We start from the raw sequence: 26,185 nt of genomic DNA, 5'->3' as shown, positions 1-26,185 counted from the left end.
GTGATAAGATATGAACTAATATTAAGGGGGTTCTCAAATGTTATTACATGCAAATGATGAAATAAGAGAAATATATGGAGCATGTTTTACAGCGAAAGAGATTGCACAACAGCCAGATCTTTGGGAGCAAGTATATTTGAATTTTCAAAGCAAGCATCATGAAATTATAGGTTTCTTTTCAAGTATTTCAAGAAAGCATGAACGAGTGAGAGTTATTTTCACTGGTGCAGGGACATCCGCTTTTGTTGGAGACACAATTGTTCCATATATAAAAAGAATAACAGATTTAAAGAAAATGCATATTGAAAGTATTCCAACAACAAATATAGTCTCAAGTCCTTATTACTATCTTCAGCCAGACATCCCAACAATTTTAGTATCTTTTGCTCGCTCTGGAAATAGTCCAGAAAGTGTAGCGGCAGTGCAATTAGGAGAACAAATTATTCATTCAGTTTATCATATTATTTTAACATGTAATGAAGAAGGAAATTTAGCGAAGCAGTTTCAACATAAGGAGAACGCTTTTGTTATGTATATGCCACAGAAGGCAAATGATCAAGGGTTCGCGATGACAGGAAGTTTTACCTCTATGATGTTAACTGCACTTATGTTATGTAACTATAATCATCCCCATCTTTTAGAATCTAGCATTATGGATATTGTAAGAATAGGAAAAGATGTTATCAAAAAACAAGAACGGGAAATTCAACGAATTGCAGAAAAGGAATTTCGTAAAATTGTATTTTTAGGATCAGGCGTATTTGAAGGGCTTTCTCGAGAGGCTGCTTTAAAATTTCTAGAGTTAACTGCTGGTCGTATCCCAGTTATGTTTGACACCCCCCTTGGGTTTAGGCACGGACCGAAATCAATTTTAGATAAGGATACAGTTGTTGTATTATTTTTATCTAATGATGAGTATACGAAAAAATATGATCTTGATTTATTAAAAGAGATTTTTCAAGAGAAAGAAAGGAGCGAGATTATTGTTATAGCACATCAAGATAATCAAGAAGCAAGGAGACATTGTAATACGTTTTTATGCAATGAAGGACGAAATCTAAAAGATGACATGTATATTACGTTTATTTATATATTATACGGACAAATTTTAGCATTATATAAATCAATTGCATTAGGGATTACTCCAGATAACCCTTGTCCAAGTGGAAGTGTAAATCGTATCGTTCAAGGGGTAACAGTACATCCTTATAAAGGAAAGGAATAGTAATTTATGAACTACTACGTCAAAGCAGCTATATATCTACTAGAAGATGGTGTTCGTGAAAGTGGATATTTACATATTGTAAATGGATACTTTCTAAAACATGTTGAAGAAATAGTAGACGGAGCGTTAGTAATGGATTTTGAAGGTAGAATTATTTCTCCAGGATTTGTTGATACACATATTCATGGTGTAGCGGGACATGATGTCATGGATAGCACATATGAATCGTTAAACAATATCTCTATTAAGTTATTGGAAAATGGTGTTACGAGCTTTTTGCCTACAACATTAACTGATTCTTCGGAAAATATAATGGGAGCTTTGAAAAATATAGCTCATGCAAAAAAAAGAGGAGTGAAAGGGGCAAGTATTATTGGATCTTTTCTTGAGGGACCTTGTTTTACGGAGGTCTATAAAGGTGCACAAAACCCTAAATATTTTATTGATCCAACCGTTGAAATGTTAGAGGAATGGATTGCTGCATCAGAAGGGACAATTAAAAAAATTGCAATGGCACCAGAGAGAAGAGATGCTATTGCTTGTATACGTCATGCTGTGAAAAAGAATGTCCGTGTAGCAATTGGGCATACGAATGCAAACTATGAGATATGCCAGAGTGCGATTCAAGCAGGAGCGACGATTTTTGTGCATACGTTTAATGGAATGAAAGGATTACATCACCGTGAACCTGGCGTTGTTGGAGCGGCACTTTCAACCGAGCACGCGTATAGTGAAATCATTACAGATGGACATCATGTACATCCAAGTGTAGTGAATATTTTATATAAATGTAAAGGATACGACAAAACATGTTTAGTTAGTGACTGTATGCGAGCGGGCTTATTAGGGGATGGCACATATAATTTAGGAGAATTTGTTGTCCAAGTGCAAGACGGCATTGCCCGAACAGAGGCAGGTTCTTTAGCAGGAAGTACACTTCGATTTATTGATGGTGTGAAGAATATGGAGAAATGGACAAATGCATCGTTATGGGAATGTGTTCATATGGGCTCGTTAATTCCTGCTAAAAGTATTGGAGTAGATAATGAAATTGGAAGTATAGCACCAGGGAAAAGAGCTGATTTTCTTATATTAACAGAGGATTTAAATCTTATAGGAACAGTTGTTGGTGGAGAAATGAAATATAAAAAGAAAAAAGAAAGGATTTGAGAGTATGCTTGTTTCAAATCAATTTATACTGAGAAATGCACAAGAACAGGGCTATGCAGTACCAGCTTTTAATATTCATAATTTAGAAACTTTAAAAGCGGTAATTGAATCAGCAGTAGAGCTTAGGTCACCTGTTATTATAGCTGCTACACCAGGCACGATAAAATATATGGGAAAAGAATATCTTTTGCATATGATTGAAGCAGCGAGAAAGCGATATGATATACCAATTAGTCTACATTTGGATCATCATGAAGATATAAGTGATATTAAAAATTGTATCGATTTAGGAGTTAGCTCTGTTATGATTGATGCATCACATCATCCATTCGAAAAAAATATTCAGATTGTTCAGGAAGTTTCGGCGTATGCAAAACAAAATGGAGTAACAGTAGAGGCTGAGTTAGGGCAATTATCAGGAATAGAAGAAGATATAGTAGTGGAAAACTCAATTTATACAGATCCTTACCAAGCGAAAGAGTTTGTAGAACGTACAAATATTGACTCATTGGCAGTTGCAATTGGAACGGCACATGGACTATATAAAGGGAAACCAAAATTAGATTTACAAAGATTAACAAGTATTAGAAAGCAAGTTGATATTCCCCTTGTATTACATGGTGCATCTGGATTATCGGACAGTTTAGTGCAAGAAACGATTCGTTTAGGAATTTGTAAAGTGAATATCGCAACAGAGTTAAAAATTGCATTCGGAACAGCATTACGTCATTATTTATTTTCTCATCCAGAAGAAAATGATCCGCGTAAATATTTTTCAGATGCAATTATGGCGATGAAACGGGTTGTTGCAGATAAAATAAAGATGTGCAAAAGTTTAAATCGTGTGTAAGGAGATATTCTTATGATTGCGACAATTACATTGAATCCATCTGTTGATATGCGATATGAATTAGGAGAATTAAAACTAAACAAAGTACATCGCACGAAAGACTATGAAAAAACTGCGGGTGGAAAAGGCATTAATGTATCGAGAGTACTTCGTTTGCTAGGAGAAGAAGTAACTGGAGCTGGGTTACTTGGTGGTAGTAATGGTGAGTTCATAAGAAAAAACTTGAAAGATTTATCAATTATTGATGAGTTTGTTTCCGTTAAAGAAGAAACTCGCAATTGTATAGCGTTAATCACAAAAAAATCTGCGTCAGCTACTGAAGTATTAGAAGCAGGACCAGCTATTTCAGAGGATGAAATAGCTCTTTTTATAAAAAAATATGAAAGGATAGTAAAAGATTTTGAGTTTATTGTTGCATCGGGAAGTTTACCCAAGGGTATTCCAAATTCATTTTATCAGCAGTTGGCACAAAAGGCAGCTGGAAATGGTAAAAAATTCATATTAGATACAAGTGGAGAACCATTATTGCATGGCATACAAGGAAAACCATTTTTAATTAAACCAAACAGGCAAGAAATTTGCCAGTTGCTTCAAAAAAAACGTGTGTCACAGGAAGAAATGATTGCGGAAGCAACTAAAATCTGCGAGAGGGGCGTGCAGTATGTTTTGTTATCACTTGGAAGAGAAGGAGCGATACTTATTACGAAAGATGGAAGCATAAGGGCAATTATTTCAGAAATAAAAACTATTAATGCTGTTGGCTCAGGTGACGCAATGGTTGCAGGAATAACGTTAGCACTCGCAAAGGGGTATGGGATAAAGGATGCACTTCGTTTTTCAGTGGCGTGTGGAATGGCTAACGCAGCTGAGGAAATAACAGGTTACATACAGCTTAAAAATGTAGAGAATTTCTATAATGAAATTATAATTGTCTAAAAGTAGGAAGGGGAGAAATATGGGGAAGTACGTTGCTTGTTTTGATATTGGAGGAACTTTTATAAAATATGCAATGATTGATGAACAAGGAATAGTACATGAACAAGGGAAAATAACAACACCAGTACAAAATCAAAAGAAAGAAATTTTGTATCGTATTTGTGAAGTATTATATGAGTTTGAAAAGAGCTATAAAATTCATTCTGTAGGTGTATCATCGTGTGGGATTATCGATAATATCAAAGGGGAAGTTCTGTATTCTGCCAATATTTCGGGATATAGCGGTACAAAAATAGCAGATTACATTTATAGTGAGACAGGGTATGTGGCGATAGTTGAAAATGATGTTCGTTCAGCTTGCCTCGGTGAAATGTGGAAAGGAGCAGGGAGGGGGAAAGAACATATTTGGAACCGGGATTGGTAGTGGAATCATTACAAATGGCAAAATGCTTCAGGGAGTGAAAGGGCTAGCAGGAGAGCTTGGTCATATGATAATTGTTCATAATGGAGAAAAATGTAGTTGTGGCGGAGAGGGATGTTATGAGAGATATGCATCGACTTCGGCATTGATTCGTCAGTATAAAGAAGCATCCAAAATTCAAGGGCTAGAGATAGGCACAATCACAGGTGAAGAAATTATAGAACGTATGTACAGAGGAGAGCGGTTGGCGAAAAATGTATATGAACAGTTTCTACAGTATGTTGTTGCTGGTTTAGTAAATATTACTTATATATTTAACCCCGAATTAATTATTATTGGGGGAGGTATTACAGAGCAAGGTGAACCATTTTTGAAACAAATTCAAGAAAGGTTCTATGACAAAATAATGGACATCTATCAAAATAAGGTGAAAATCGTTTTAGCATCATTACATAATGATGCTGGTGTATATGGAGCTTGTTATGTAGCGTTGAATCGATGTGAGGAAAAGTCAATGAATATATAATCTTAGAAAATATTTATCGAGAATAGTTAACATGTGTAGAGCTTTTTTATTCAATTCACACAACCATCATCTTGTTTATGTAGAAGATGATGGTTGTTTTTATTTTGGATTTAAGGGGAATATACATTCGTTAATGATGTACTATAAAGTATTTACGGATGTGATTTATCATTTCGGTTTTCGATTTGAAGTATAAGTCAAAAGGAATATGATTATGAAAAAATTCCCAAAAATATGTTAAAATAACATTGTCATACAACAAGGGGGATTTGTTTTATGGAAAATGGACATCTTGCTAAAGTAGATGTAACGAAAAGAATTGAATCGAAATCTAAGTACAATAAGAAACTTGAAAAATATCAAAGGCGCTTATTAGCATTACAGCAAATAGTAAAAGAAGAAAAAATCGCAGTGATGCTCGTTATGGAAGGCTGGGATGCGGCTGGAAAAGGCGGAGCGATTAAGCGAGTGACAGAACACCTTGATCCACGTGGGTTCCAAGTAAATCCAATTGGAGCACCAGCACCTCATGAAAAACGGTACCATTACTTGCAACGTTTCTGGCGGAAATTACCTCAGTACGGGCAAATTACTATTTTTGATCGCTCATGGTACGGTCGTGTGTTAGTTGAGCGTGTTGAAGGTTTTGCTACAAAGGAAGAGTGGACGAGAGCATATGATGAGATTAATGATTTTGAAAAACTATTAACAGATGATCATTATATAGTCGGAAAGTTCTTCTATCATATTAGTAAAGATGAACAATTAAAGAGGTTTAAAGATAGAGAGAACAACCCTTTGAAAAAATGGAAAATTACAGACGAAGATTGGCGCAACCGTGAAAAATGGGATGAGTATGTTGAAGCAATGGAAGACATGTTTGAAAAAACAAATAAGCCAAATGCGAAATGGCAAATTATCGCGAGTAACGATAAATTATATGCTCGATTGAAAACGTTGAAAGTGATTATTTCATTAATTGAGGATTATCTCTTAGAACATAATATAGAATTACCTTCGTATTATTATGAAATAAAAGAGGGAAAGACAGAGGGTTTTGCAACTAATGAAGATGCAGTTGTAAAATAGTACAGAGTTTACATATGAAATATAAAGTAGAGTTACCCTGTAAGTTTGGGAACCCCTCGGTAATGGGAAAACATAAACCGTGGGGTTCTTTACATGTATAAATAAATTTTAGTATTTTAAATTTGGGGATTTTGTTGTTCTATAGTACATTAACAAGAGGTATTAGTTTTATAGAAAGGGTGAGAAAATGATAGATACAGCAGATGCTTCAATAAGTAATCATATATATACAGAAGAAGAACAACAAAAATTATACAAAAGAACATTACTAATCGTAAGTATTTCACAAATGTTCGGCGGAGCAGGGTTAGCTGCTGGCATTACAGTAGGTGCACTTCTTGCGCAGCAAATGCTTGGGACAGATGCATATGCAGGATTGCCGGCAGCTATGTTTACAATGGGATCTGCGGTAGCAGCTTTCTTTGTTGGGAAGTTATCGCAAAAACATGGTCGCCGCATAGGGCTTGCAGGAGGTTTTATAGTAGGTGGACTAGGGGCTATTGGAGTTGTAGTGGCAGCTTTAACAAATAGTATTATTCTTTTACTAGTTTCTTTACTTATATATGGCGCGGGCACAGCTACGAATTTACAAGCGCGTTATGCTGGAACAGATTTAGCGAATAAGAAGCAAAGAGCAACTGCTATTAGTATTACTATGGTAATGACGACTTTTGGTGCAGTCGCAGGTCCGAATTTAGTAGGAGTAATGGGAAGGTTTGCTCATTCAATTGGAATTCCTGAACTTGCTGGTCCATTCATATTATCAGCAGCTGCATTTATACTGGCAGGTCTTGTCCTTTTTGTTATGCTTCGTCCAGATCCGTTACTTATTGCAAATATAATAGAAACATATAAACAAGAACATACATATAAAGGGCAAGCAGTAACAGAAGAAGCGACAGAAAACAAACGAGGTATTACTGTTGGAGCCATCGTAATGATACTTACACAAGTCGTGATGGTTGCAATTATGACGATGACACCCGTTCATATGGGACACCACGGTCATGAATTAAGTGAAGTAGGGCTTGTGATTGGTTTTCATGTTGGTGCAATGTATCTTCCATCTCTCGTTACGGGAATGCTAATTGATAAAATTGGAAGAACTACGATGAGTATAGCTGGTGGAGTAATTTTACTGGCAGCAGGTGTCATAGCTGCGTTAGCGCCGAGCGACTCTTTAATACTTTTAATCGTTGCTTTGTCTTTACTTGGATTAGGATGGAACCTCGGTTTAATAAGTGGTACTGCTCAAATTGTTGATGCAACTATACCTTCCACACGTGCAAAAACACAAGGGAAAATAGATGTATTTATTGCGCTAGCTGGAGCTTCAGGCGGAGCCATGTCAGGTATGGTAGTAGCGAATTCAAGTTATGCGGCATTGTCATTAGCTGGAGGAGTTTTAGCTTTCATGCTTATTCCAATTGTGATATGGGCTCGGACAGGTAAATAAAATTAAGATAAAAGAAGCTGCGTTCAAAGGGAGGTAACCAATCTTTGAATGCAGCTTTTTTGTAGTTAGTTATATAAAAGAAAAATGTTAGTTTAAATCCCACTCCACAATAAGGCCTAAATGCGTAAGACCACCGCCAAATCCGTATAGTAAAAGTGTGTCTCCGTTATTTAATTTTTCTTTTTTTCTAGCTAAATCTAGAGCGAGTGGAATAGAGACGGAAGATGTATTCCCCATATATTCCACGCTCGTTAATGTTTTTTGTGTTGGAATTTGAGATTTTTCACAAATAGATTCAATCATTCTTAAATTAGCACTATGAGGAATAAACCAGTCTATATCATTTATTTTCATATTTGCGGTATGTAATAGTTCTTTTATGCCTGCTGGTACTATGCGAGTTGCCCATTTATATACTTCTCTCCCATTTTGAACGATTTTTTCATTTGTTTGCAGTGGTGTACCATTCATAGTAGTAGATAAGTTTGTTCGGTATAGATGAATGCCACCGTGCCCATTTGTTCCCATATGAGCAGCAATAAAGCTCGGTTTGTTTTCATCTCTTTCTAATAAAATAGCTCCAGCACCATCGCCAAATAAAATACAAGTCGTTCTATCGCTGTAATCAGTAACTTTAGATAATGTCTCTGTTGCTACGACAAGTACTTTTTCGTGTGATCCAGAAGTGATTAAGCTATTACCGACGTGCAGGCCATATGTGAAACCAGCGCAAGTTGCATTTAAATCAAATGCTATTGTATGAGGTATGTTGAAGTGTTGTTGTATTTGACACGCGACACTCGGAAAAATATAGTCAGCGGTTGTTGTAGCGACGATGATACAGTCTATATCTTCTAAGTTCTTTTTAAAAGTTGTACATAAATTTTCAATTGCTTTAATGGCTAAGTGTGAGGAGTATTCGTCTTCGCTCGCGATTCGTCTTTCCTTCATTCCTGTTCTTTGTACAATCCATTCATCATTCGTATCAATCATTTTCTCTAAATCGTTATTAGATAATATTTGATTTGGAACATAAGTACCAATTGCAGTAATACGAGATTTAGAATGCATGGGAGCATCTCCTAACTTTTTTTATAACTTGATGCTAATATCAGGTTATGAAAATGTCAATAAAGATTTTTATTGTATTGAAGTGATAATGCTTAACTTACTATGAAGGAATTTGGCGAGTGGTGTAAAAATAATATACGATAAGTTTTTAAAATTGATTATGAAGAGAGTTGGGCTCTTTGAAAAGAACTTTGTATATATTGCCTGTTGTCATTATTTGTAGTTTTATTCTTATTGTTTTAGCAGAGAAGTCTTACGCTTGTGAGTGTATGAAAGCATCACCAGAAGAGAGGTTACAAAAAACTAATGTAGTGTTTGAAGGTAAGGTGTTAGAAGTTCAAGAGAAAGATGGGGAAATGAAAACATTATTTGAAGTGAAGAAAATTTGGAAAGGGACAAGCTCTTCGCAAATTATTATATATACAAGCTTTGGTAGCTGTACATTTCGTTTTGCAGAGGGAGGAGAATATTTAGTCTTTTCTTCTTATAGAGGGGAGGAAAAATTAGAGACATCTATTTGTAGTGGAACACAGAGATTAGATGAGGCAGAGCTGAAGAGAAACGCCTTAAGTCATATTGCAAAAGAGTCAGCTCCAACGAAGAAAGTGGATTTAAAAGGTGAGATGGTGAACGGTTTAAGTTGGTGGCAAGTTGCTGTTATTTCTATAGGTGTGTTATTGATTATTGCAGTTGTTATTTTTATTGTAAGAAAAACGCGCAAAAAATGACGCTTAAAGTAAAAATATAAAGAATTTCTTTAGCGTGAGATAGGTTGTTAAATCTTGTGAAAGCGAATTACTTATGCTACACTTTATGTAACTTAAAATGAACGGAGGGGCTTCCTTTGATCTTAATCAGATTACGTCTCAATACTTTGTGCCAATAATTGAATAGCGCTCAAAGGCTCTGTCTGTGTACAGAGTGAACGGGATTGGTCTGCCTATTTTAAAGGAACCCTTTATTAAGCTTATATGTGAAAAAGAGGGAGGGACGAATACGCCCTCTTTTTGTTTTGCCTTTATAAATAGAATGGGATCGTATAGGTGAACACTTATTGTGGATACGTATATGATTTTGGGACTTTTTGACTATGAAGTAGGAGGAAAATATAACTTTCTCCTGTTTCTTTGGTGAACCCTTATCCGTTTACGAAAACACAGGCAGCGACCTGTGTTTTTTATTTTACGTAATCGAAATGGAGGAATAAATATATGGAAGAATTATTACAAAGAGCAGTTTTAGTTGGAGTAAATTTAGGTAAGGAAGATGATTTTGCTTATTCGATGGAAGAGTTAACAAATCTTGCAGAAGCTTGTGATGTAGAGGTAATTGGGCAAGTGACGCAAAATTTACAACGAGTTAATCCATCCCATTATATTGGAAAAGGAAAAATTGAAGAAGTAGCAGCCTATGTAAATGAAGTAGATGCGAATATGGTAATCTTTAATGACGAATTATCTCCTTCACAAATTCGAAATTTAGAGGCGGATTTAGATTGTAAAGTTATTGATCGTACCATATTAATTTTAGATATTTTTGCGCAACGTGCGAAAACGAAAGAAGCGCAGTTGCAAGTAGAGGTAGCGCATCTTCAGTATATGATGCCTCGTTTAATCGGTCTTCGTGAATCATTAGGAAGACAGAGTGGCGGCGTTGGTACGAAAAATAAAGGTGTCGGTGAGAAGAAATTAGAATTAGACCGTCGTAAAATTGAAGAGCAGATTTCAGTTTTAAATAAGGATTTAGAGGCACTTGTTGCGCAGCGTCAAACACAGCGAAAGCAACGTAAGAAAAATGAAGTACCAGTTGTAGCATTAGTAGGTTATACGAACGCAGGAAAGTCAACGACGATGAATGCGATGCTTGAAATTTATAATGGTACAGAAGAAAAACAAGTATTTGAAAAAGATATGTTATTCGCGACGTTAGAAACATCTGTACGAAATATTGATTTGCCAGATAACAAATCATTCTTATTAACAGATACTGTTGGGTTTGTAAGTAAATTACCGCATCATCTTGTAAAAGCATTCCGTTCAACATTGGAAGAGGTAGCGGAAGCAGACTTACTTATTCATGTTGTAGATTACGCAAATCCAAATTATGAACAGTTAATTGATATTACAAATGAAACGTTAAAGAAAATTGGAGTAGAAAATATTCCAACAATCTATGCTTATAATAAATCAGATATGGTAGATGTTGAAATTCCGAAAGTGCAAGAAGACCGCGTTTATTTATCAGCGAAGAAACATGTTGGAATTGAAGAACTTGTAGAAATGATTCGCTCACACATCTATAAAGAGTATACGAAGTGTGAAATGTTAATTCCGTATGATCAAGGACAGGTAGTTTCTTATTTTAATAATCATGCGCACGTTCTATCTACGAGTTATGAAAACGAAGGTACGAAACTAGAAGTAGAATGTAAGACGAGCGATTACGAGAAGTATAAGCGTTTTGCAATTTAATAAAAAAGGCGATCCTAATATGCTTTAGGATCGCCTTTTTCTTATTCTGTAATAGAGGCCCATTTATAAGAATAAATTCCTGCAAATGGACGAACAACAACATCTTTTACTGTTGGACGTTCTAAATATACAAGTCCTGATTGGAAGATTGGAGCGATAGCTGCATCATCTTCAAGTAAGATTTTCTCTGCATCTTGGAACGCTTTCCAACGTGCTGGTAAGTCAGTTACTAAAGTAGAGCTCGTTTTCTCAATTAATTCGTCGTATTGTTTGTTTGAGTAACTCATCTTATTAAACGGTCCGTCTGTGACGAACATATTTAAAAATGTTGTAGGATCAGGATAATCCGGTCCCCAAGTGGAAAGTGAAATTTCAAAATCGCCATTTCCTTCACGGTCTAAAAATGCCTTTACTGGAAGGGGTTGTAATGTGATTTTTAGTCCAGGTAAGTTTTTCTCTAGTTCACCTTTTAAAAACTCACTAATTTTTTTATCGTTAGATTCATCAGTTGTTATGATTGAAAGAGAAGTGTTTTGTAAGTTTGTTTCTTTTTTCGCAGTTTCCCATAGTGCTTTAGCTTCTTTCACATTTGTTTCTACTTTTACATTACTTGTACTGCGAAAATCTGTATTATCAGGTCCTTTTACGAATCCTTTCGGAACGAATGCATTCGCAGGGATAGAACCATTATTTAAAATCGTTGTTGCGATTCCCTGTTTATCAAAAGCAAGCGAAATAGCTTTTCGAGTGTTTTTGTTTGCTAATAAAGGATTCTTTTGGCTAAATCGGAAAAATGTCACGGAAGGACGTTCCATTTTCTTTAAGCTCGGATCTTTTTGATATTTATCAACAAACTCTGAATTAATTGTAATTCGGTCTACTTGTTTGCTTTCAAATAAATTAACAGCTGTTGAAGTATCTTTTACGATATTTACATTAATTTCATTTAATTTCACATTTTTATTATCCCAGTAGTTCGGGTTTTTTGTCATTTTATAACTTGTATCATGTTTCCATTCACTTAATTGGAAAGGTCCGTTATAAACTACATTTGCAGCTTCAAGTCCGTAATTTTTCCCTTGTGCTTCTACAACCTTTTTGTTTTGAGGATAAAATGTTGCAAATCCCATTAAACCTAAAAAGTATGGAACAGGGTGTTCTAACTGTACTTCTAATGTTTTATCGTCAATTGCTTTTACACCAAATGAGTCAATTGGCAATTCTTTTTTATTTATTTTTTCTGCGTTTTTAATATCGAACATAATATGTGCGTATTCAGAAGCAGTCTCTGGATTTACGGCACGTTTCCATGCATATTCAAAATCATGAGCAGTTACTGGATCGCCATTTGACCATTTTGAATCGTGTAATGTAAATGTATATGTTTTTCCGTCTTCGCTCAGTTTGTATGATTCAGCTGCTGCAGGAACAGGTTTATTGTCAGGCCCAGGCATATATAATCCTTCCATTACGTTGTTTAAAGCAGCGTAAGAAAACCCATCGGTTGCGATAGATGAATCAAGTGTAGAAATTTCCCCAGCTTCTACAATGTTTAATACTTGTTTTGAAGATTCTTTTTTCTTTTCTCCAGTAGTTGTTGCCTCTTGTTTTTGACCACATGCTGTTAAAAACATAGATAACGTGATTGAGAGTGCAACGATTCCTTTTGTTTTTTTCTTCATAGTTGTCATCCTTTCCTTCATCTCTGCCTTAGTATAAAAGAAAATATAGAAAATTTCTATAAATAAATCCGATAAAACATATAGAGAAAATATATTATGTAAAAAGTGATATTTCTGGAAAAAGAAATGAAACCAGTATAGAATAGAAATGTTTCAAAAGTCAGAATTTATTACACCTGCTGTAATAAATATATATTTTGTACAGGAAGGAGAAATACACATATGCAGGCAGTTTCGCAAAAAAACACAGTAGAAACACCGACAATATACCGAATACTATTTGCGATTAGTTTCGGTCACTTTTTAAATGACTCGATGCAAGCAGTCGTGCCGGCATTATTTCCTATTTTGGAAAAAACGATGAATTTATCCTATATGCAAGTAGGGTGGATTGCGTTTGCATTAAATATGACGTCATCGATTATGCAGCCGGTTTTTGGTATGTATTCAGATAAGAAGCCATCACCATTTTTATTACCGCTCGGTATGTTTTCGAGTATGCTTGGGATGATTGGACTTGCATTTGCACCGAACTTTATTATTGTTATTATTTCTGTTTTATTTATCGGATTAGGTTCCGCAGTCTTTCATCCAGAAGGTGCTCGTGTTGCTTATATGGCGTCCGGTGCAAAGCGAGGTTTAGCGCAAGCGATTTATCAAGTAGGAGGAAATACAGGGAACTCCTTAGCTCCTATTTTTACAGCTTTAATTTTCGTTCCGCTCGGCCAAATTGGTTCTTTAGGTTTTACCGCATTTGCAGCGGTAGGAATTGTGTTATTAATTTTCGTATCAAATTGGTATAGGAATGAATTAGCAACTGGCGCTGTGAGAAGAAAAAAGAGGGCTGCGCTTGAGGCAGAAAATGCGATTGTCAGTACACATATTAAATTTGTTATATTACTTCTTGTTTTTCTTACTTTTGTACGATCTTGGTACGGTGCTGGTATCGGGAATTTCTATCAATTTTACTTAATTGAGCATTACGGTTTATCTATAAAAAATGCCCAGTATTTCGTATTCGCATTTATGATTGCTGGTGTATTAGGAACTTTCTTTGGTGGTCCACTGGCAGATCGATTTGGAAAGAAAACAATTATTGTATTTTCAATGCTAGGTTCGGCGCCACTTGCACTTTTGCTACCTCACGTGTCGCTCGTGTGGGTTGTACCGTTATTTTTATGTATCGGTTTTATTAGTTCAAGTAGTTTTAGTGTAATTGTTGTTTATGCGCAAGAGCTTGTTCCTGGAAAAGTAGGAATGGTATCGGGATTAATTGTAGGGCTTGCGTTTGGACTCGGAGCTTTAGGATCTGTAGTCCTTGGGAAATTGGCTGATATATATAGTCTACAATTCATTATGTTACTATGTAGTTGTCTACCATTAATTGGACTTACTTCTTGGTTATTACCAAGTGATAAGAAAACGATAGAATAGGGGATGCGCTATGAAATTATGTGAAAACGTAACAGAATTAATAGGGGATACACCTGTCGTCCGATTATCTAAATTTATTCCAGAAGACGCAGCAGATGTGTATGTAAAACTGGAAATGTTTAATCCGTCACGCAGTGTGAAAGACCGTGCTGCCTATAATTTACTGCACGTTGCAGAAGAGAATGGTCTCATCAAACCAGGAGATACAATTATTGAACCGACAAGTGGAAATACAGGAATAGGCTTAGCGATGAATGCAGCTGCTAAAGGGTATAAAGCGATTTTAATTATGCCAGATAATATGTCAAAAGAGCGTATAAATTTATTGAAAGCATACGGAGCGGAAGTAGTTTTAACACCAGCAGAACAAAGAATGCCAGGAGCGATTGCGAAGGCATTAGAACTGCAAAAGCAAATTCCAAATAGTTTTATTCCGCAACAATTTGAAAACCCAGCAAACCCGAATATTCATCGTTATACAACTGCACTTGAAATTTATGAACAAATGGATGGAGAGCTTGATGCATTCGTAGCAACGGCGGGAACAGGCGGAACGATTACTGGGACTGGTGAAACGTTAAAAGAGAAACTACCAAACTTATATATTGCAGTAGTAGAACCGAAAGGATCTCCCGTTTTATCAGGTGGTGTTCCAGGTCCTCATAAACTAGTAGGAACAAGTCCAGGGTTTATCCCGAAAAACTTAAATACAGAAGTGTATAACGAAATTATTCAAATTGCAGACGAAGAGGCTTTAACGACAATGAGAAACTTAGCTAGGCAAGAAGGTTTATTAGTAGGGCCATCTTCTGGAGCTTCTGTTTATGCAGCGATTATGATTGCAAAACGATTAGGCGCTGGTAAAAAAGTTTTATGTATTGCACCTGATACAGGTGAGCGTTATTTAAGTATGGGATTATTTGAATGAAAATGATAGAAACACCTTAATCGTGAAATTGTCACGATTAAGGTGTTTGTTTTAGGTTGGAGAGAGGGGAGAATGACAATGAAACTATTAAAACCAACACATGAATATAGTGAACAAATTTTGGAGTACCGGGAGGCATTTTTAAATGCTGAGGAACAACCACATGGTAGTAGTTCTTTACAAAATTTTGATTCTCTCGATGAATGGTTTGAAAAAATGAGTATACAAGAAGTGGGAGAAAACTTACAAGCTAATCGAGTACCATCTAGCCAATTTTTAAGTTTTGAAAAAGGGGAACTTATAGGTTTTGTGAATATTAGACATCGATTAAACGAAGAATTATTGTGGGAAAGTGGTCATATTGGATATAGTGTCCATCCGAATAAACGTCGCCAAGGTTACGCGACAAAACAATTAAAACTCGCATTAGATGAAGCGCAAAAGTTAGGGTTGCAGAAAGTGTTAATAACTTGTGATAAAGTTAATATCGCTTCGGCTAAAACGATTCAAAAAGTTGGCGGCGTGTTAGAAAATGAAGTAGTTTCTTCTCATACTGGTGAAATTATTCAGCGTTATTGGGTAGAAATATGATTTAGTGAAACTTTGAAAAGGAAATATAATGCTTAATATCGAAATAGATAAATGGAAAAAATAAGGGTGTACTGCAATTTTAGGGGGAAATGAAGTGGGATTAAAAGAGAAAGCGATAGAAATGTCGGAGATTTATAGGCAAAATCCGAAAGTGGAGGCTATTATTTTAGCGGGTTCAGTAGCTAGAAAGTTAGAAGATGAACATTCAGATATAGAATTACATATTTTATGGTCAGCACCATTAGAGGATGAGGATCGTAAAGGGCCTATTAACCATATTGGTGGAACAATTTTGTCCTATCATCCTTACGAGGAAGAAGAATGGTCGGAAACATATTTGACGAAAGAGGGAATTAAATTAGAGATTAGTAACTTTTTAACAGAAACAGTAGAGAAAGTGATTTCGGATGTGGTGGATCAATATGATATAAGTTATGAAAAACAATGTATCGTATCATCCGTTCATGATGGTGTTAGTTTGTATGGAGAAGAGAAAGTGAATGAATTAAAAGATAGTGTGGTAGCGTATCCAGAAGATTTAGTGAAACGGATGATTTCAGAAAATCTTTGGTTAAGCAATCGCTGGCATAATCGAGAGGCTCTTTTAAAACGAAAAGATTGGCTTATGCTATATGATGTTATGTGTGAAGTACAAAGGAATATATTTGGGGTCTTATTTGGTCTGAATAAAATGTATGTACATCACCCAGCATTTAAATGGATGCCGAATAATGTGGAACAAATGAGTATTAAGCCAGAAAATCTATACGAGAGAATGGCGAATACGTTAATAGGGAAACCGGAGTATAGTGTACAGGAGTTAGAAGTGTTAATCGAAGAACTATTACATTTAGTAGAACACCATGTTCCAGAATTAAATATTGCTGAACAACAAAAACGTATTCAATATGCGAAGTGAAAAACGAAGAGATGTAACAAGGGGTTACATCTCTTCGTTTTTATTTTACTAATTTTCCTAGTAATGGTAATCGTTGAATCCTATCACCGAGAATATGTGAAGCAAGTCCGCTCGTAAGGACGAATAAAAGGTAAACAAGTCCTCCTGCAGCGCCACATATAAATACAATGAGAAGTGATTCGATATAAGATTGTCCAGGAATTAACCATTTTAAAATCGTTTTTAAAGCAATTACAACAGCAGACATTGCAGCGGAGTAAATCGTAATAAGAAGTACTGTTTTTGCAGTCTCACCCATTTTAAATTTCGCAAACTTAACGATGCAGTACAACATAATAACATTGGAAACGAGGTATCCAAGAATGGTTCCAAGTACAGCACCGTGTCCGCCAAACAAATGTAAGAGTGGTGTATTTACTAAAACTTTAACGAGAATACCGACTGAGAATGCAATCATCGTTTTTCTTTGATAATCGATTCCTTGTAATATAGCTGCTGAAACTGTGAAAATAGCACTTAATATAGCAGAAGGTGCAAATGAAATTAAATACTGTGATCCATCAAGTGCAATTTTAGGGTCTACATAAACCATGCGGAATGCATCGTAAGCGATGCTAGCAAGACCGAATGCAGCTGGGATAGTGAAGAATAATAAGACTTGAAATATCTTTGAAATTTGTTCTTGTAATTCTTCTAGTTTCCCGCTTGTATAAGATTTCGTTATTGCTGGAATGATCGTTAATGAGAATCCAGTTGCAAGTGAAGCTGGAATCATAATTAACTTTTGGGCATAGTTCGTTATATAAGCGAAAACTGCATTCGCTGTTTCTAAAGGCTCTCCCATTGCTCTAAGGACATCAGCTACAGTGTATTGATCTACTAACGTGTAAAGCGGAATTGCAATACCGACAAATACAATTGGGATTGCATATCGAAGTAGTTCTATATAAATATTTTTTAATGGGATATTCGATGCTCTTGACTTTAATTCTCCTTCGGGAGGCTTTAATCGGTTATATTTTTTCCAGTACATCATTAAAATCGAAACGCTGGCAAGCGCTCCGATAACAGCTCCAAACGTAGCAACTGCAACAGAAGAGGCTACGGAACCTCCTAATAGTTTTGAGACGATGAAGCTACCAACTAAAATGAAAACAACGCGCGCAATTTGTTCTACGACTTGAGAAACAGCACTTGGTTTCATATGTTGAAATCCTTGGAAATAACCACGTGTAACACTCATAGCTGGTACGATAATAAGTGCAAAACTTAATGCTCGCATCGTAAGTGTTACGTCAGCGATAAATTGTGGATCTGGCGTTTTCGAGCGAATAATAAATTGTGATATGTATGGTGCTCCAATAAATAAAATTAAAAATCCTAAAAAGCCCATAAACAACATTAATTTTACGCTAGAGTTGTATAATTTTTTGCTTGTACTATAATCACCAAGCGCATTATGCTTTGCAACGAATTTGGAAACGGCAATAGGGATACCGGCAGTTGAAAAGCTTAATAAAATACCGTACCAAGAGTATGCATATCCATATAAAGCGACCCCTTGTGTTCCCACTAATAGTTGAAAAGGGAAGAAGTATATAAAACCTAATATACGTGAAATCATTGTCGCGCCGCTTAATAAAGCAGTTCCTTTTAAAACTTTTGAAGTAGACAAAATTCTTTCCTCCTACTCGTGCTGTCCTGCATTTGTCCCGCATTAACGGGCAGTAAGACCCCCATCTCAAAATTCAGCGGAAGCAAAGAAGTTAGGTGGGGATCCGGCTGCCCGTAAAAGCCCGATTGGTGAAGGCTAATAATCAGTGGGGATGAACAAAACCCCCCACTGATTAAAGTTTCACTTTATCGTATACTACTATAAACCTGTTCGAGAAGTTAATACAGTATAAACCATAAATGTTCTAATACTATTCATTTAAAAGTCATATTTTACATTTTTAAATAGAATGTAATACATAAAAATTCAAAATATAAGTTGACACTATTTTTAATGTGTGATAAAAATGATAGTAATCAATTCGGAAAATAATATTTGGGCAATGAAAGGGTATAGTAGTGAATATCTCCCTATTTCAGAGAGCTGATGGTTGGTGTGAATCAGTATATAGATTATTCATGAAGTTCGTCCTGGAGCATCTTTCATAAATCTCACATTATGAGGAAATGAAAGACGGTAGTTTATACCGTTATCAAATAAAGTGGTGAAGATTGTTTCACAACTAGGGTGGTACCGCGATATTTATCGTCCCTACGTATTTACGTAGGGACGTTTTTTATTTAGGTCTTACTTTGTTGTGGCTTCATAACTAGGGTGGTACCGCGATAATTTATCGTCCCTACGTATTTGCGTAGGGACGTTTTTTATTTAGGTTCTAACTTTGGTGTATCTTCATAACTAGGGTGGTACCGCGATATTTTTGTCGTCCCTACGTATTTACGTAGGGGCGTTTTTTATTACTAGGGAGGACGTGAGCGTATTAGAAAAGAGTATGGATGAACACTATAAATACCGAATTGTAAAACAGAAAAAGAGAAAGAGAGGAGATTAACAGATGAATTCACAGCAATGGACATCGAAATTAGGTTTCGTATTAGCTGCAGCAGGTTCAGCAATTGGTCTTGGGGCGATTTGGAAATTCCCATATATGGCCGGCATCGGAGGAGGCGGCGCGTTCTTCCTTATTTTCATCGGTTTCACATTATTAATTGGTTTACCGCTATTATTAGCTGAATTCGTTATCGGAAGAAGTACACAAAAAGAGGCTGTTGATGCATATAGAGAAATCGCACCAAAAACATTATGGCCATGGTTAGGGAAATTAGGGATTGTAACTTGTTTCATATTACTTTCTTTCTACAGTGTTGTAGGGGGATGGATTTTATTATACTTATGGAATGCAATTACAGGTAGACTATGGGAAGGAAATGGCTCATACGAAGCTACGTTTGGTGAAATCATTTCCAATCCTTATTTAGCAGTTGGCTCGCAGCTATTATTCATCCTTATTACTATTTTTATCGTAAGTAAAGGTGTACAAAATGGTGTTGAAAAAGTAAATAAATATTTCATGCCAGCATTATTCGTTTTATTCTTTGTATTAATCGTTCGTGCACTTACGTTAGATGGTGCTGGAGAAGGCGTTCGTTTCTTCTTACAACCTGACTTCTCAAACGTAACATCAGAAATCATTTTATATGCAATGGGACAATCGTTCTTCTCATTATCTGTCGGTGTAGCCGTTATGGTAACGTATAGCTCATACTTACCGAAAGAGGAAAGTTTACCGCGTTCAGCATTTTCTATCGTAGCTTTAACTCTGGTAATTACATTGCTTGCAGGGCTTGCAATTTTCCCAGTAGTGTTCGCATTTGGGATGGAACCATCTCAAGGACCGGGGCTATTATTTATCGTACTGCCAGCTATTTTCAGTAAAATGGCATTCGGGAAATTATTCTTCATCGTTTTCTTATTACTATTCTTCTTTGCGACTATTACATCGGCAATTTCGATGTTAGAAATTAGCGTTGCATCTTTAACTGCAAAAGGTAAAGGGAAACGTGAAAAAATGGCTTTAATCGTAGGGGTATTAATCTTCGTTGTGGGAGTACCATCAGCATTATCATTTGGTATATTAGGTGATTTGAAAATTTTCGGAAAGACAATCTTTGATTTAGCGGATTATGCAGTGAGTAACGTACTAATGCCACTTGGTGTTTTATTAGTTTCTATCTTTGTTCCTTTAAAAATGAAGAAAGATGTATTAATGAAAGAACTGGGTGTAAGTAAAAATAAAGGCTATAAACTGTTCGTATTATGGTTATTCTTACTTCGCTTTATCGCACCAATTGCGATAATTATCGTATTCTTAAATGTACTTGGCATTATTTAAAGAGAAAGGTAGCGTATCATTTTATGATACGCTACCTTTTTATCCCGCATTAACGGGAAGTAAGACCCCCGCCTCAAAACTCAGCGAAAGCGAAGAAGTTAGGTGGGGGATCAACTGCCCGTAAAAGCCCCCACTGATTAAAGTTTCACTTTATTTTGCTCTTTTTTGTAGTTCGTTTACTGTTACGAACTGATATCCCTTCTTAGATAAAGAATCTAAAATACCTTCAATGGTCTGTAAATTTTTATTAGACTCATCATACATAGAGTGCAGTAAAATGATAGAACCTGGTTTTACATTTTTATTAACATATTCAATTTTATCAGCAGCAGATTTATAAAAAGTATCAGGTTCAAGATCCCATGTGATTGTTTCGATATTGTTTTTATTTAAATAATAGGGCAGACCAATTAGCTTTTTTCCGTTAGGTGGTCTAAAATCAATTTCGCCTGTATATCCTGTTTGGCGGATTAATGAATTCGTTTTTTCAATTTCTTCTTTAATAAAAGAAGGTGTTTTAAAAACCATTCTGTTATGAGAATATGTATGATTTCCAAGTTGGTGTCCAGAGTGTGCGATAGCTTCTCCTAACGATAGATTTTTCTCTAATTCATTTCCGATTAAAAAGAAAGTAGCTTTTGCATTGTATTTATCTAGTAGCGGTAATATTTGTTTTACATTGCTAGTAGGGCCATCATCAAAAGTTAAAGCTACCACTTTTTCATCTGTTTCTACTCGGTTTGTTAAATCTCCAAACAATTGAAAACTTCTTGCGTTCATCAATTTGTATGTTCCGAATAATGCTACAGTAATAATGAATAATGTAACGATTGTAATGATTATTTTCTTTTTCATAAAGCAACCTCACTATATTTTTGAATTGGACTAAAAAGTATTATATCAAACTAAGTAGTTTCATGCTTTAAAAAGGATGTGGATGCAAGGGGAAGGAATTTATCATATAATAAAATGTAAAAGGTATATTAGGAGGTGTTTACATGGCGATTATAATTCAATTGCCGGACACTGCAACGTCTCATGCAAAGCCAAGTATGGAAATGGCGATACTTTGCGTGAGGTAGACAAGTAATATACAATCGCCTAAATGAGCTCGTATCATTTTTTATATTTGGCTTTGCACCTTATTGAAATGAATCATAAAAAATAAGGGGCGAGCAGAAATGAAATACGTAAAAGCTGCGACAGTTTTACCAGAAAGTTTAATTACTGAAATTCAAAAGTATATACAAGGTGAAACAATTTACATTCCAAAACAAGAAACAAAACATTATAAATGGGGTACACGATCTGGAGGAAGAAAACAACTAGATGAAAGAAATAAAGCAATTAAAGAAGCGTTTAAAAGCGGAATTTCCATTCATCAACTTGCAGAGGAATATTTTCTTTCCGGAGAAACGATTAAAAAGATTGTGTATTCTAAATGAAAATAAAAAGAGTCTAGTTCAAATATTATTTTGAACTAGACTCTTTTTGTTTTGTGAATATTGGATATGTTGCGTATGAATGGGAAAGATAATAGAAAAAATGTGCCGTTTTTTTATTAAACAGAATATTTGAGTGAAAAGCAGAAAGGTGACCATCTATGAATCATATTGGACAAATAACGATAGAGCTTTTAATTGGTTTTTTTGTTCTATTAATTGCTACGAAAATATTAGGAAAAACACAAATATCTCAGCTGACGCCATTTGATTTTATTTCTGCTATTGTTCTTGGTGAGCTTGTTGGAAATTCAATATATGATCCTAAAATTAAAGTGTGGTCTATTTTATATTCAGTATTTGTTTGGGTAATTTTAATTTATACAATAGAAGTTATCACACAAAAAATAAGAGGAACAAGAAGGTTTTTTGAAGGGTATCCTTCTATTATTATTCGTAATGGAAAGATTGATCGTGAACAATTAAGTGTAAATCATTTGGACATTAACCAATTACAACAAATGCTAAGACAACAAAAAGATATATTTTCAATCCGAGAAGTGGAGTATATGATTTTGGAACCTAATGGGAACATAAGCGTTCTGAAAAAGAGCAAGTATGAATCACCGACTATAAATGATTTAAGTTTGAAACATAAGCCTGTATACTTACCAATTTCATTAATTAGTGATGGAAAAGTAGTGAAAGATAATTTGAGGGAAGCAGGCTTTGATGAAGGATGGCTTTATAAACAAATAAAACAAAAAGGGATTACTAAATTTGAAGACGTATTATATGCAGAATGGAAGACAGATGATGGCTTCTTTTGTCAGGAAATGAAGCGGTAGAGAATAATCGATGTATGTAATATTCGTTTCTAATTTATCTTTTACATATCAAAAAGCTGAATCATTGTATACAATAAAACTAGATCAACAATTTGTATGGAGTGATAAAGATGGAAGCTTTTATTAGAAGTGATCAATATAATTTTATAAAGTCACAAGCTTATATTTTAGCAAACGGGCATGCAACGGCAAATGATAGAGGTGTAATTCAAGCGTTAAAATCACTAGCGATTGAAAAGATAATACATGTATTTGAGAATTTAACGGATGAACAAAAAGAGTTAATGGATACGGTATTAACAGTTCAAAATAGAGAAGATGCAGAATCGTTTTTAATGAAAATAAATCCGTATGTCATTCCATTTCAGGAAGTTACAGCACAAACATTAAAAAAATTATTTCCTAAAGCGAAAAAGTTAAAACTGCCTGATATGGAAGAACTGGATATGAAAGAATTATCTTATTTAAGTTGGATTGATAAGGGATCAAGCAGGAAATTTATTATAGCAAAAAATGATAAAAATAAGTTTGTTGGTCTGCAAGGAACGTTCCAAAGTTTAAATAAAAAAAGCATTTGTTCATTATGTCATGGACATGAAGAAGTAGGGATGTTTTTAGTTGAAATTAAAGGTGATGTACAAGGAACTTTCGTTAAAAAGGGAAACTATATTTGCAAAGATGGTGTAGCTTGTAATCAGAATATGAAATCACTTGATAAATTGAACGATTTTATTGAACGATTGAAGAAATAAAGAAAAAACCTCTAGTATTGAAACTGGAGGTTTTTATTTTTTGAAGAAGTAATAATAGGCTTCTTTTATAGTTGTAAATTTATAAAAAAATCGGGTCATTTATAATGAAATTAGATAAAAATATCTATTTGGATACAGTTGCTTATATGCAAGGAGGTAAAACATGAATTACGAAGAGATATTAAAAGTGAAACGGTGGCCTAAAGGTACGATAGCGGCAGGTCGTGGTCATACAGTTGCTCTTAAATCGGATGGCACAGTTGTGGCAGTAGGGCGAAATAAAGAAGGAGAATGCAATGTAAGCCGTTGGTGTGATATTGAAGCAGTCGCAGCGGGCAATGTTCATATGGCGACGAACACGGGTAATGCCCATACAATCGCTCTGAAAAGTGATAATACTGTGGAAGCGGTGGGGTGGAATAAGCATGATCAATGTGATGTAAACGAATGGCATAATATTGTATCGGTTGCGACAGGGTGGCGTCGTACCCTTGGCCTTAAACCGGATGGTACGGTAATAGCGGTGGGCCGAAATAAAGAAGGAGAATGCAATGTAAGCAGCTGGCGTGATATTGTGGCGGTCACGGCAGGTGACTGGCATACAGTCGGTCTTAAATTGGACGGCACAGTGACCACAGTGGGGAATAATCGATATGGACAATGCGATGTAAGTGACTGGAGTGGTATGGTGGCATTGGCGGCAGGTTATCTTCATACTGTAGGTCTAAAATCGGATGGAACGGTGATGGCTGTTGGTAATAATAAACATGGCCAATGTGATGCAAGCAGCTGGCGTGATATTGTGGAAATAGCGGCAGGGAGTAAGCATACAGTCGGTCTGAAATCAGATGGTACTGTAGTGGCAATGGGTTCGAATGAGTATGGTCAATGTAATGTAAGCGATTGGAGTGATATTGTAGCGATAGCGGCTGGTTGTGCGCATACAGTCGGTCTGAAATCAGATGGCACCGTTGTGGCAGTAGGTGATAATACATACGGTCAATGCATTGTAAGCAGTTGGCACAATATCCGATTGCCCGGTAATTAGTTTTTAATAACGATTTGTTGATATGGAATGAAAATGGTTGCTTTACAATAAATCACTAGTAATATTATTCTATTTTAGGAGTAATTATGGAATAGGATATGTAGATAAGGATCCTTTTTAAAAAGAGGGTCTAAATGGAATTTTTGAACAAGCTTTATTTCAAAGCTACAGTAGAAGAGATAAATAAAGCATAGGAGAGCTGAAGAAATGCTTAAAAAGTTTTTGCTTTCTTTACCGGATGTTTTACTTGTATGCGTTGTTCTCTATATAACATACACAACTACTCTTAGTTTTGTACAGATGTTAGTAATTTCAATTGCAATCGGAATCATTGGTGGTCTTGCTATAAGAATTTTTACGGATTTATTCACATTCATCAAGTGGACAATTAAACAAAGGAAGTCTTGACTATGTTTAATTGCTACTAGGAGGGGATGAAATGAGTAAGAAAAAGAATAGAGTAAAAAACGAGATAGTACTTTGGAGATTAACAGCTGTTGTTTTTATCATTGTATGGTACTTTTATCAAAAATAAAAACGCATCGTACTAAAAAAGCACGATGCGTTTTTATTATTTCTTTTGCCAATTTTCTTTTATAAAATCTTCACGGCCAGATTCTTTTTGCTCAGTAGCATATTTCTCTGGGTTCTTTTTATAAAAATGTTGATGGTATTCTTCAGCCTCATAAAAAGGTGCAGCCGGGCGAATTTCAGTTACGATTGGCTCTTTAAACATACCGCTTTCTGCAAGAGCTTGTTTTGATTTTTCAGCAAGCTCTTTTTGCGTTTTATTGTGATAAAAAATAGCAGTGCGATAAGAGGGACCGCGGTCAAAAAATTGTCCACCATCATCAGTTGGATCGATTTGTGGCCAATATAAATCTAGTAATTTTTCATATGGAAAAATAGAAGGATCGAATGTAATTTGTACAACTTCTAAATGACCAGATGTACCAGCTTTTACCTGTTCATATGTTGGGTTTTCTACATGACCACCTGCATAGCCAGAAAGTACTTTATGAATACCAGGAAGTTTATCAAATGGCTTTACCATGCACCAAAAGCAACCGCCTGCGAAGGTTGCGAGTTCGTATGTTTTTTCGAACATTGTTGTAATCCTCCTAAATATATATGTTTTATATAGTATTATACAAAAATTTTTATTGCGCAATAAAAAAGATTCGAAAATATATGTATTATTAAAAATATTTTCTGAAAACATGTTGACAATGAAAAGAACAACGTCCTATAATACGTTTAACAAATAAAAGTTAATTAAGAATTTTCTAACTTTATATGTTGTATATGCAAAGAAGAGGAAAGTAGATGATTATGATCGTTTCAGAGAGCTACTCCAAGGCTGCGAGAGTAGTAACAATCGAATCATTGAAGATCACCTCGGAGCATCGCTTGCGAAA

Annotated in this window: 23 protein-coding genes, 1 pseudogene and 2 other annotated features (1 of these 26 only partly in view); of the genes and pseudogenes, 19 read left to right on the top strand and 5 right to left on the bottom strand. The window is 35.4% G+C overall.

The window, feature by feature from the left end; genetic code table 11:
* Positions 1 to 37 precede the first annotated feature (37 nt).
* From QEP67_RS19010 to QEP67_RS18980, 7 genes and pseudogenes are all read left to right on the top strand, one after another.
* On the top strand, positions 38 to 1,225 hold the full coding sequence (locus QEP67_RS19010) for an SIS domain-containing protein (RefSeq protein ID WP_000924259.1): 1,188 nt from the start codon (positions 38 to 40) through the stop codon (positions 1,223 to 1,225).
* A 6-nt stretch (positions 1,226 to 1,231) separates the two neighbouring features.
* On the top strand, positions 1,232 to 2,395 hold the full coding sequence (gene nagA, locus QEP67_RS19005; RefSeq protein ID WP_001110425.1) for an N-acetylglucosamine-6-phosphate deacetylase: 1,164 nt from the start codon (positions 1,232 to 1,234) through the stop codon (positions 2,393 to 2,395).
* Positions 2,396 to 2,399: 4 nt separating this feature from the next.
* Positions 2,400 to 3,245, top strand: coding sequence for a tagatose-bisphosphate aldolase subunit GatY (locus QEP67_RS19000; RefSeq protein ID WP_000961386.1), 846 nt, complete (start codon positions 2,400 to 2,402; stop codon positions 3,243 to 3,245).
* A 12-nt stretch (positions 3,246 to 3,257) separates the two neighbouring features.
* Positions 3,258 to 4,181: a 1-phosphofructokinase gene (gene pfkB, locus QEP67_RS18995; protein ID WP_000562123.1), complete on the top strand. Its 924-nt coding sequence runs from the start codon at positions 3,258 to 3,260 to the stop codon at positions 4,179 to 4,181.
* 19 nt (positions 4,182 to 4,200) lie between these two features.
* Positions 4,201 to 5,128: pseudogene (locus QEP67_RS18990) on the top strand (ROK family protein).
* Between the two features lie 276 nt (positions 5,129 to 5,404).
* On the top strand, positions 5,405 to 6,217 hold the full coding sequence (locus QEP67_RS18985) for a UDP-galactose-lipid carrier transferase (protein WP_000427329.1): 813 nt from the start codon (positions 5,405 to 5,407) through the stop codon (positions 6,215 to 6,217).
* Positions 6,218 to 6,404: 187 nt separating this feature from the next.
* Positions 6,405 to 7,673 carry an MFS transporter gene (locus tag QEP67_RS18980; protein ID WP_000567338.1) on the top strand — a complete coding sequence of 423 codons (1,269 nt, stop codon included), beginning with the start codon at positions 6,405 to 6,407 and terminating at the stop codon, positions 7,671 to 7,673.
* Between the two features lie 87 nt (positions 7,674 to 7,760).
* On the opposite strand, the gene QEP67_RS18975 is transcribed toward QEP67_RS18980, so the two are convergent.
* Positions 7,761 to 8,744, bottom strand: coding sequence for a ketoacyl-ACP synthase III (locus QEP67_RS18975; protein WP_000555766.1), 984 nt, complete (start codon positions 8,742 to 8,744; stop codon positions 7,761 to 7,763).
* A gap of 179 nt (positions 8,745 to 8,923) precedes the next feature.
* Between QEP67_RS18975 and QEP67_RS18970 the strand changes: the two genes are divergently transcribed.
* Positions 8,924 to 9,472, top strand: coding sequence for a cobalamin biosynthesis protein CbiN (locus tag QEP67_RS18970; protein WP_048566889.1), 549 nt, complete (start codon positions 8,924 to 8,926; stop codon positions 9,470 to 9,472).
* Between the two features lie 483 nt (positions 9,473 to 9,955).
* The gene (gene hflX / locus QEP67_RS18965) at positions 9,956 to 11,215 is read left to right on the top strand and encodes a GTPase HflX (protein WP_000391873.1); all 1,260 of its coding nucleotides are present in this window, start codon (positions 9,956 to 9,958) and stop codon (positions 11,213 to 11,215) included.
* 41 nt (positions 11,216 to 11,256) lie between these two features.
* Here hflX and QEP67_RS18960 read toward each other — a convergent pair whose 3' ends face one another.
* The gene (locus tag QEP67_RS18960; protein ID WP_048566890.1) at positions 11,257 to 12,897 is read right to left on the bottom strand and encodes a peptide ABC transporter substrate-binding protein; all 1,641 of its coding nucleotides are present in this window, start codon (positions 12,895 to 12,897) and stop codon (positions 11,257 to 11,259) included.
* 222 nt (positions 12,898 to 13,119) lie between these two features.
* Between QEP67_RS18960 and QEP67_RS18955 the strand changes: the two genes are divergently transcribed.
* From QEP67_RS18955 to QEP67_RS18940, 4 genes are all read left to right on the top strand, one after another.
* A complete protein-coding gene (locus tag QEP67_RS18955) occupies positions 13,120 to 14,331 on the top strand; it encodes an MFS transporter (RefSeq protein WP_001149431.1) in 1,212 nt (403 codons plus the stop codon).
* 10 nt (positions 14,332 to 14,341) lie between these two features.
* On the top strand, positions 14,342 to 15,259 hold the full coding sequence (cysK, locus tag QEP67_RS18950; RefSeq protein WP_000762271.1) for a cysteine synthase A: 918 nt from the start codon (positions 14,342 to 14,344) through the stop codon (positions 15,257 to 15,259).
* A gap of 78 nt (positions 15,260 to 15,337) precedes the next feature.
* Positions 15,338 to 15,850, top strand: a complete 513-nt coding sequence (locus QEP67_RS18945) for a GNAT family N-acetyltransferase (RefSeq protein ID WP_000771305.1) — start codon at positions 15,338 to 15,340, stop codon at positions 15,848 to 15,850.
* Between the two features lie 94 nt (positions 15,851 to 15,944).
* Positions 15,945 to 16,769 (top strand): DUF4037 domain-containing protein, encoded by an 825-nt coding sequence (locus QEP67_RS18940; protein WP_000523191.1) that lies wholly within the window; start codon positions 15,945 to 15,947, stop codon positions 16,767 to 16,769.
* Positions 16,770 to 16,809: 40 nt separating this feature from the next.
* On the opposite strand, the gene QEP67_RS18935 is transcribed toward QEP67_RS18940, so the two are convergent.
* Positions 16,810 to 18,444 (bottom strand): polysaccharide biosynthesis protein, encoded by a 1,635-nt coding sequence (locus QEP67_RS18935; protein WP_000107874.1) that lies wholly within the window; start codon positions 18,442 to 18,444, stop codon positions 16,810 to 16,812.
* Between the two features lie 373 nt (positions 18,445 to 18,817).
* Positions 18,818 to 19,040 (top strand) — a binding site (T-box leader).
* A gap of 299 nt (positions 19,041 to 19,339) precedes the next feature.
* On the opposite strand from QEP67_RS18935, the gene QEP67_RS18930 reads away from it, so the two are divergent.
* Complete coding sequence (locus QEP67_RS18930; RefSeq protein WP_353706374.1) at positions 19,340 to 20,677, top strand: sodium-dependent transporter; 1,338 nt, start codon at positions 19,340 to 19,342, stop codon at positions 20,675 to 20,677.
* A gap of 150 nt (positions 20,678 to 20,827) precedes the next feature.
* Here QEP67_RS18930 and QEP67_RS18925 read toward each other — a convergent pair whose 3' ends face one another.
* Positions 20,828 to 21,532 (bottom strand): polysaccharide deacetylase family protein, encoded by a 705-nt coding sequence (locus QEP67_RS18925; RefSeq protein ID WP_000726875.1) that lies wholly within the window; start codon positions 21,530 to 21,532, stop codon positions 20,828 to 20,830.
* Positions 21,533 to 21,858: 326 nt separating this feature from the next.
* On the opposite strand from QEP67_RS18925, the gene QEP67_RS18920 reads away from it, so the two are divergent.
* The 5 genes from QEP67_RS18920 (at position 21,859) to QEP67_RS18900 (ending at position 25,175) form a co-directional block, all read left to right on the top strand.
* Entirely contained in the window at positions 21,859 to 22,122 is a 264-nt protein-coding gene (locus QEP67_RS18920; RefSeq protein ID WP_000878310.1) for a CD3324 family protein, read from the top strand.
* Between the two features lie 158 nt (positions 22,123 to 22,280).
* Entirely contained in the window at positions 22,281 to 22,967 is a 687-nt protein-coding gene (locus QEP67_RS18915; protein WP_001015533.1) for a DUF421 domain-containing protein, read from the top strand.
* Between the two features lie 110 nt (positions 22,968 to 23,077).
* Complete coding sequence (locus QEP67_RS18910; protein WP_000387080.1) at positions 23,078 to 23,719, top strand: elongation factor G-binding protein; 642 nt, start codon at positions 23,078 to 23,080, stop codon at positions 23,717 to 23,719.
* Positions 23,720 to 23,882: 163 nt separating this feature from the next.
* The gene (locus tag QEP67_RS18905) at positions 23,883 to 24,767 is read left to right on the top strand and encodes a chromosome condensation regulator (protein ID WP_001105326.1); all 885 of its coding nucleotides are present in this window, start codon (positions 23,883 to 23,885) and stop codon (positions 24,765 to 24,767) included.
* A gap of 207 nt (positions 24,768 to 24,974) precedes the next feature.
* Positions 24,975 to 25,175 (top strand): hypothetical protein, encoded by a 201-nt coding sequence (locus tag QEP67_RS18900; RefSeq protein ID WP_000913391.1) that lies wholly within the window; start codon positions 24,975 to 24,977, stop codon positions 25,173 to 25,175.
* Positions 25,176 to 25,338: 163 nt separating this feature from the next.
* Here the strand turns inward: QEP67_RS18900 and msrA are convergent, their stop codons facing one another.
* Complete coding sequence (gene msrA / locus QEP67_RS18895; protein ID WP_341056125.1) at positions 25,339 to 25,875, bottom strand: peptide-methionine (S)-S-oxide reductase MsrA; 537 nt, start codon at positions 25,873 to 25,875, stop codon at positions 25,339 to 25,341.
* A gap of 193 nt (positions 25,876 to 26,068) precedes the next feature.
* Positions 26,069 to 26,185 (top strand) — a binding site (T-box leader) (it continues 129 nt past the right edge of the window).

This window comes from Bacillus cereus group sp. MS39 (assembly GCF_040448665.1).
Classification (GTDB): Bacteria; Bacillota; Bacilli; order Bacillales; family Bacillaceae_G; genus Bacillus_A; species Bacillus_A wiedmannii.
The sequence above is the reverse complement of the archived record's forward strand: the minus strand, read 5'-3'. Positions and strand labels throughout refer to the sequence as shown.

Bases quoted from the DNA above. Each gene is read 5' to 3' on its own strand.
- QEP67_RS19010 (WP_000924259.1), top strand. From the start codon at position 38: ATGTTATTACATGCAAATGATGAAATAAGAGAAATATATGGAGCATGT.
- nagA (WP_001110425.1), top strand. From the start codon at position 1,232: ATGAACTACTACGTCAAAGCAGCTATATATCTACTAGAAGATGGTGTT.
- QEP67_RS19000 (WP_000961386.1), top strand. From the start codon at position 2,400: ATGCTTGTTTCAAATCAATTTATACTGAGAAATGCACAAGAACAGGGC.
- pfkB (WP_000562123.1), top strand. From the start codon at position 3,258: ATGATTGCGACAATTACATTGAATCCATCTGTTGATATGCGATATGAA.
- QEP67_RS18985 (WP_000427329.1), top strand. From the start codon at position 5,405: ATGGAAAATGGACATCTTGCTAAAGTAGATGTAACGAAAAGAATTGAA.
- QEP67_RS18980 (WP_000567338.1), top strand. From the start codon at position 6,405: ATGATAGATACAGCAGATGCTTCAATAAGTAATCATATATATACAGAA.
- QEP67_RS18975 (WP_000555766.1), bottom strand. From the start codon at position 8,744: ATGCATTCTAAATCTCGTATTACTGCAATTGGTACTTATGTTCCAAAT.
- hflX (WP_000391873.1), top strand. From the start codon at position 9,956: ATGGAAGAATTATTACAAAGAGCAGTTTTAGTTGGAGTAAATTTAGGT.
- QEP67_RS18960 (WP_048566890.1), bottom strand. From the start codon at position 12,897: ATGAAGAAAAAAACAAAAGGAATCGTTGCACTCTCAATCACGTTATCT.
- QEP67_RS18955 (WP_001149431.1), top strand. From the start codon at position 13,120: ATGCAGGCAGTTTCGCAAAAAAACACAGTAGAAACACCGACAATATAC.
- cysK (WP_000762271.1), top strand. From the start codon at position 14,342: ATGAAATTATGTGAAAACGTAACAGAATTAATAGGGGATACACCTGTC.
- QEP67_RS18945 (WP_000771305.1), top strand. From the start codon at position 15,338: ATGAAACTATTAAAACCAACACATGAATATAGTGAACAAATTTTGGAG.
- QEP67_RS18930 (WP_353706374.1), top strand. From the start codon at position 19,340: ATGAATTCACAGCAATGGACATCGAAATTAGGTTTCGTATTAGCTGCA.
- QEP67_RS18925 (WP_000726875.1), bottom strand. From the start codon at position 21,532: ATGAAAAAGAAAATAATCATTACAATCGTTACATTATTCATTATTACT.
- QEP67_RS18920 (WP_000878310.1), top strand. From the start codon at position 21,859: ATGAAATACGTAAAAGCTGCGACAGTTTTACCAGAAAGTTTAATTACT.
- QEP67_RS18915 (WP_001015533.1), top strand. From the start codon at position 22,281: ATGAATCATATTGGACAAATAACGATAGAGCTTTTAATTGGTTTTTTT.
- QEP67_RS18910 (WP_000387080.1), top strand. From the start codon at position 23,078: ATGGAAGCTTTTATTAGAAGTGATCAATATAATTTTATAAAGTCACAA.
- QEP67_RS18905 (WP_001105326.1), top strand. From the start codon at position 23,883: ATGAATTACGAAGAGATATTAAAAGTGAAACGGTGGCCTAAAGGTACG.
- QEP67_RS18900 (WP_000913391.1), top strand. From the start codon at position 24,975: ATGCTTAAAAAGTTTTTGCTTTCTTTACCGGATGTTTTACTTGTATGC.
- msrA (WP_341056125.1), bottom strand. From the start codon at position 25,875: ATGTTCGAAAAAACATACGAACTCGCAACCTTCGCAGGCGGTTGCTTT.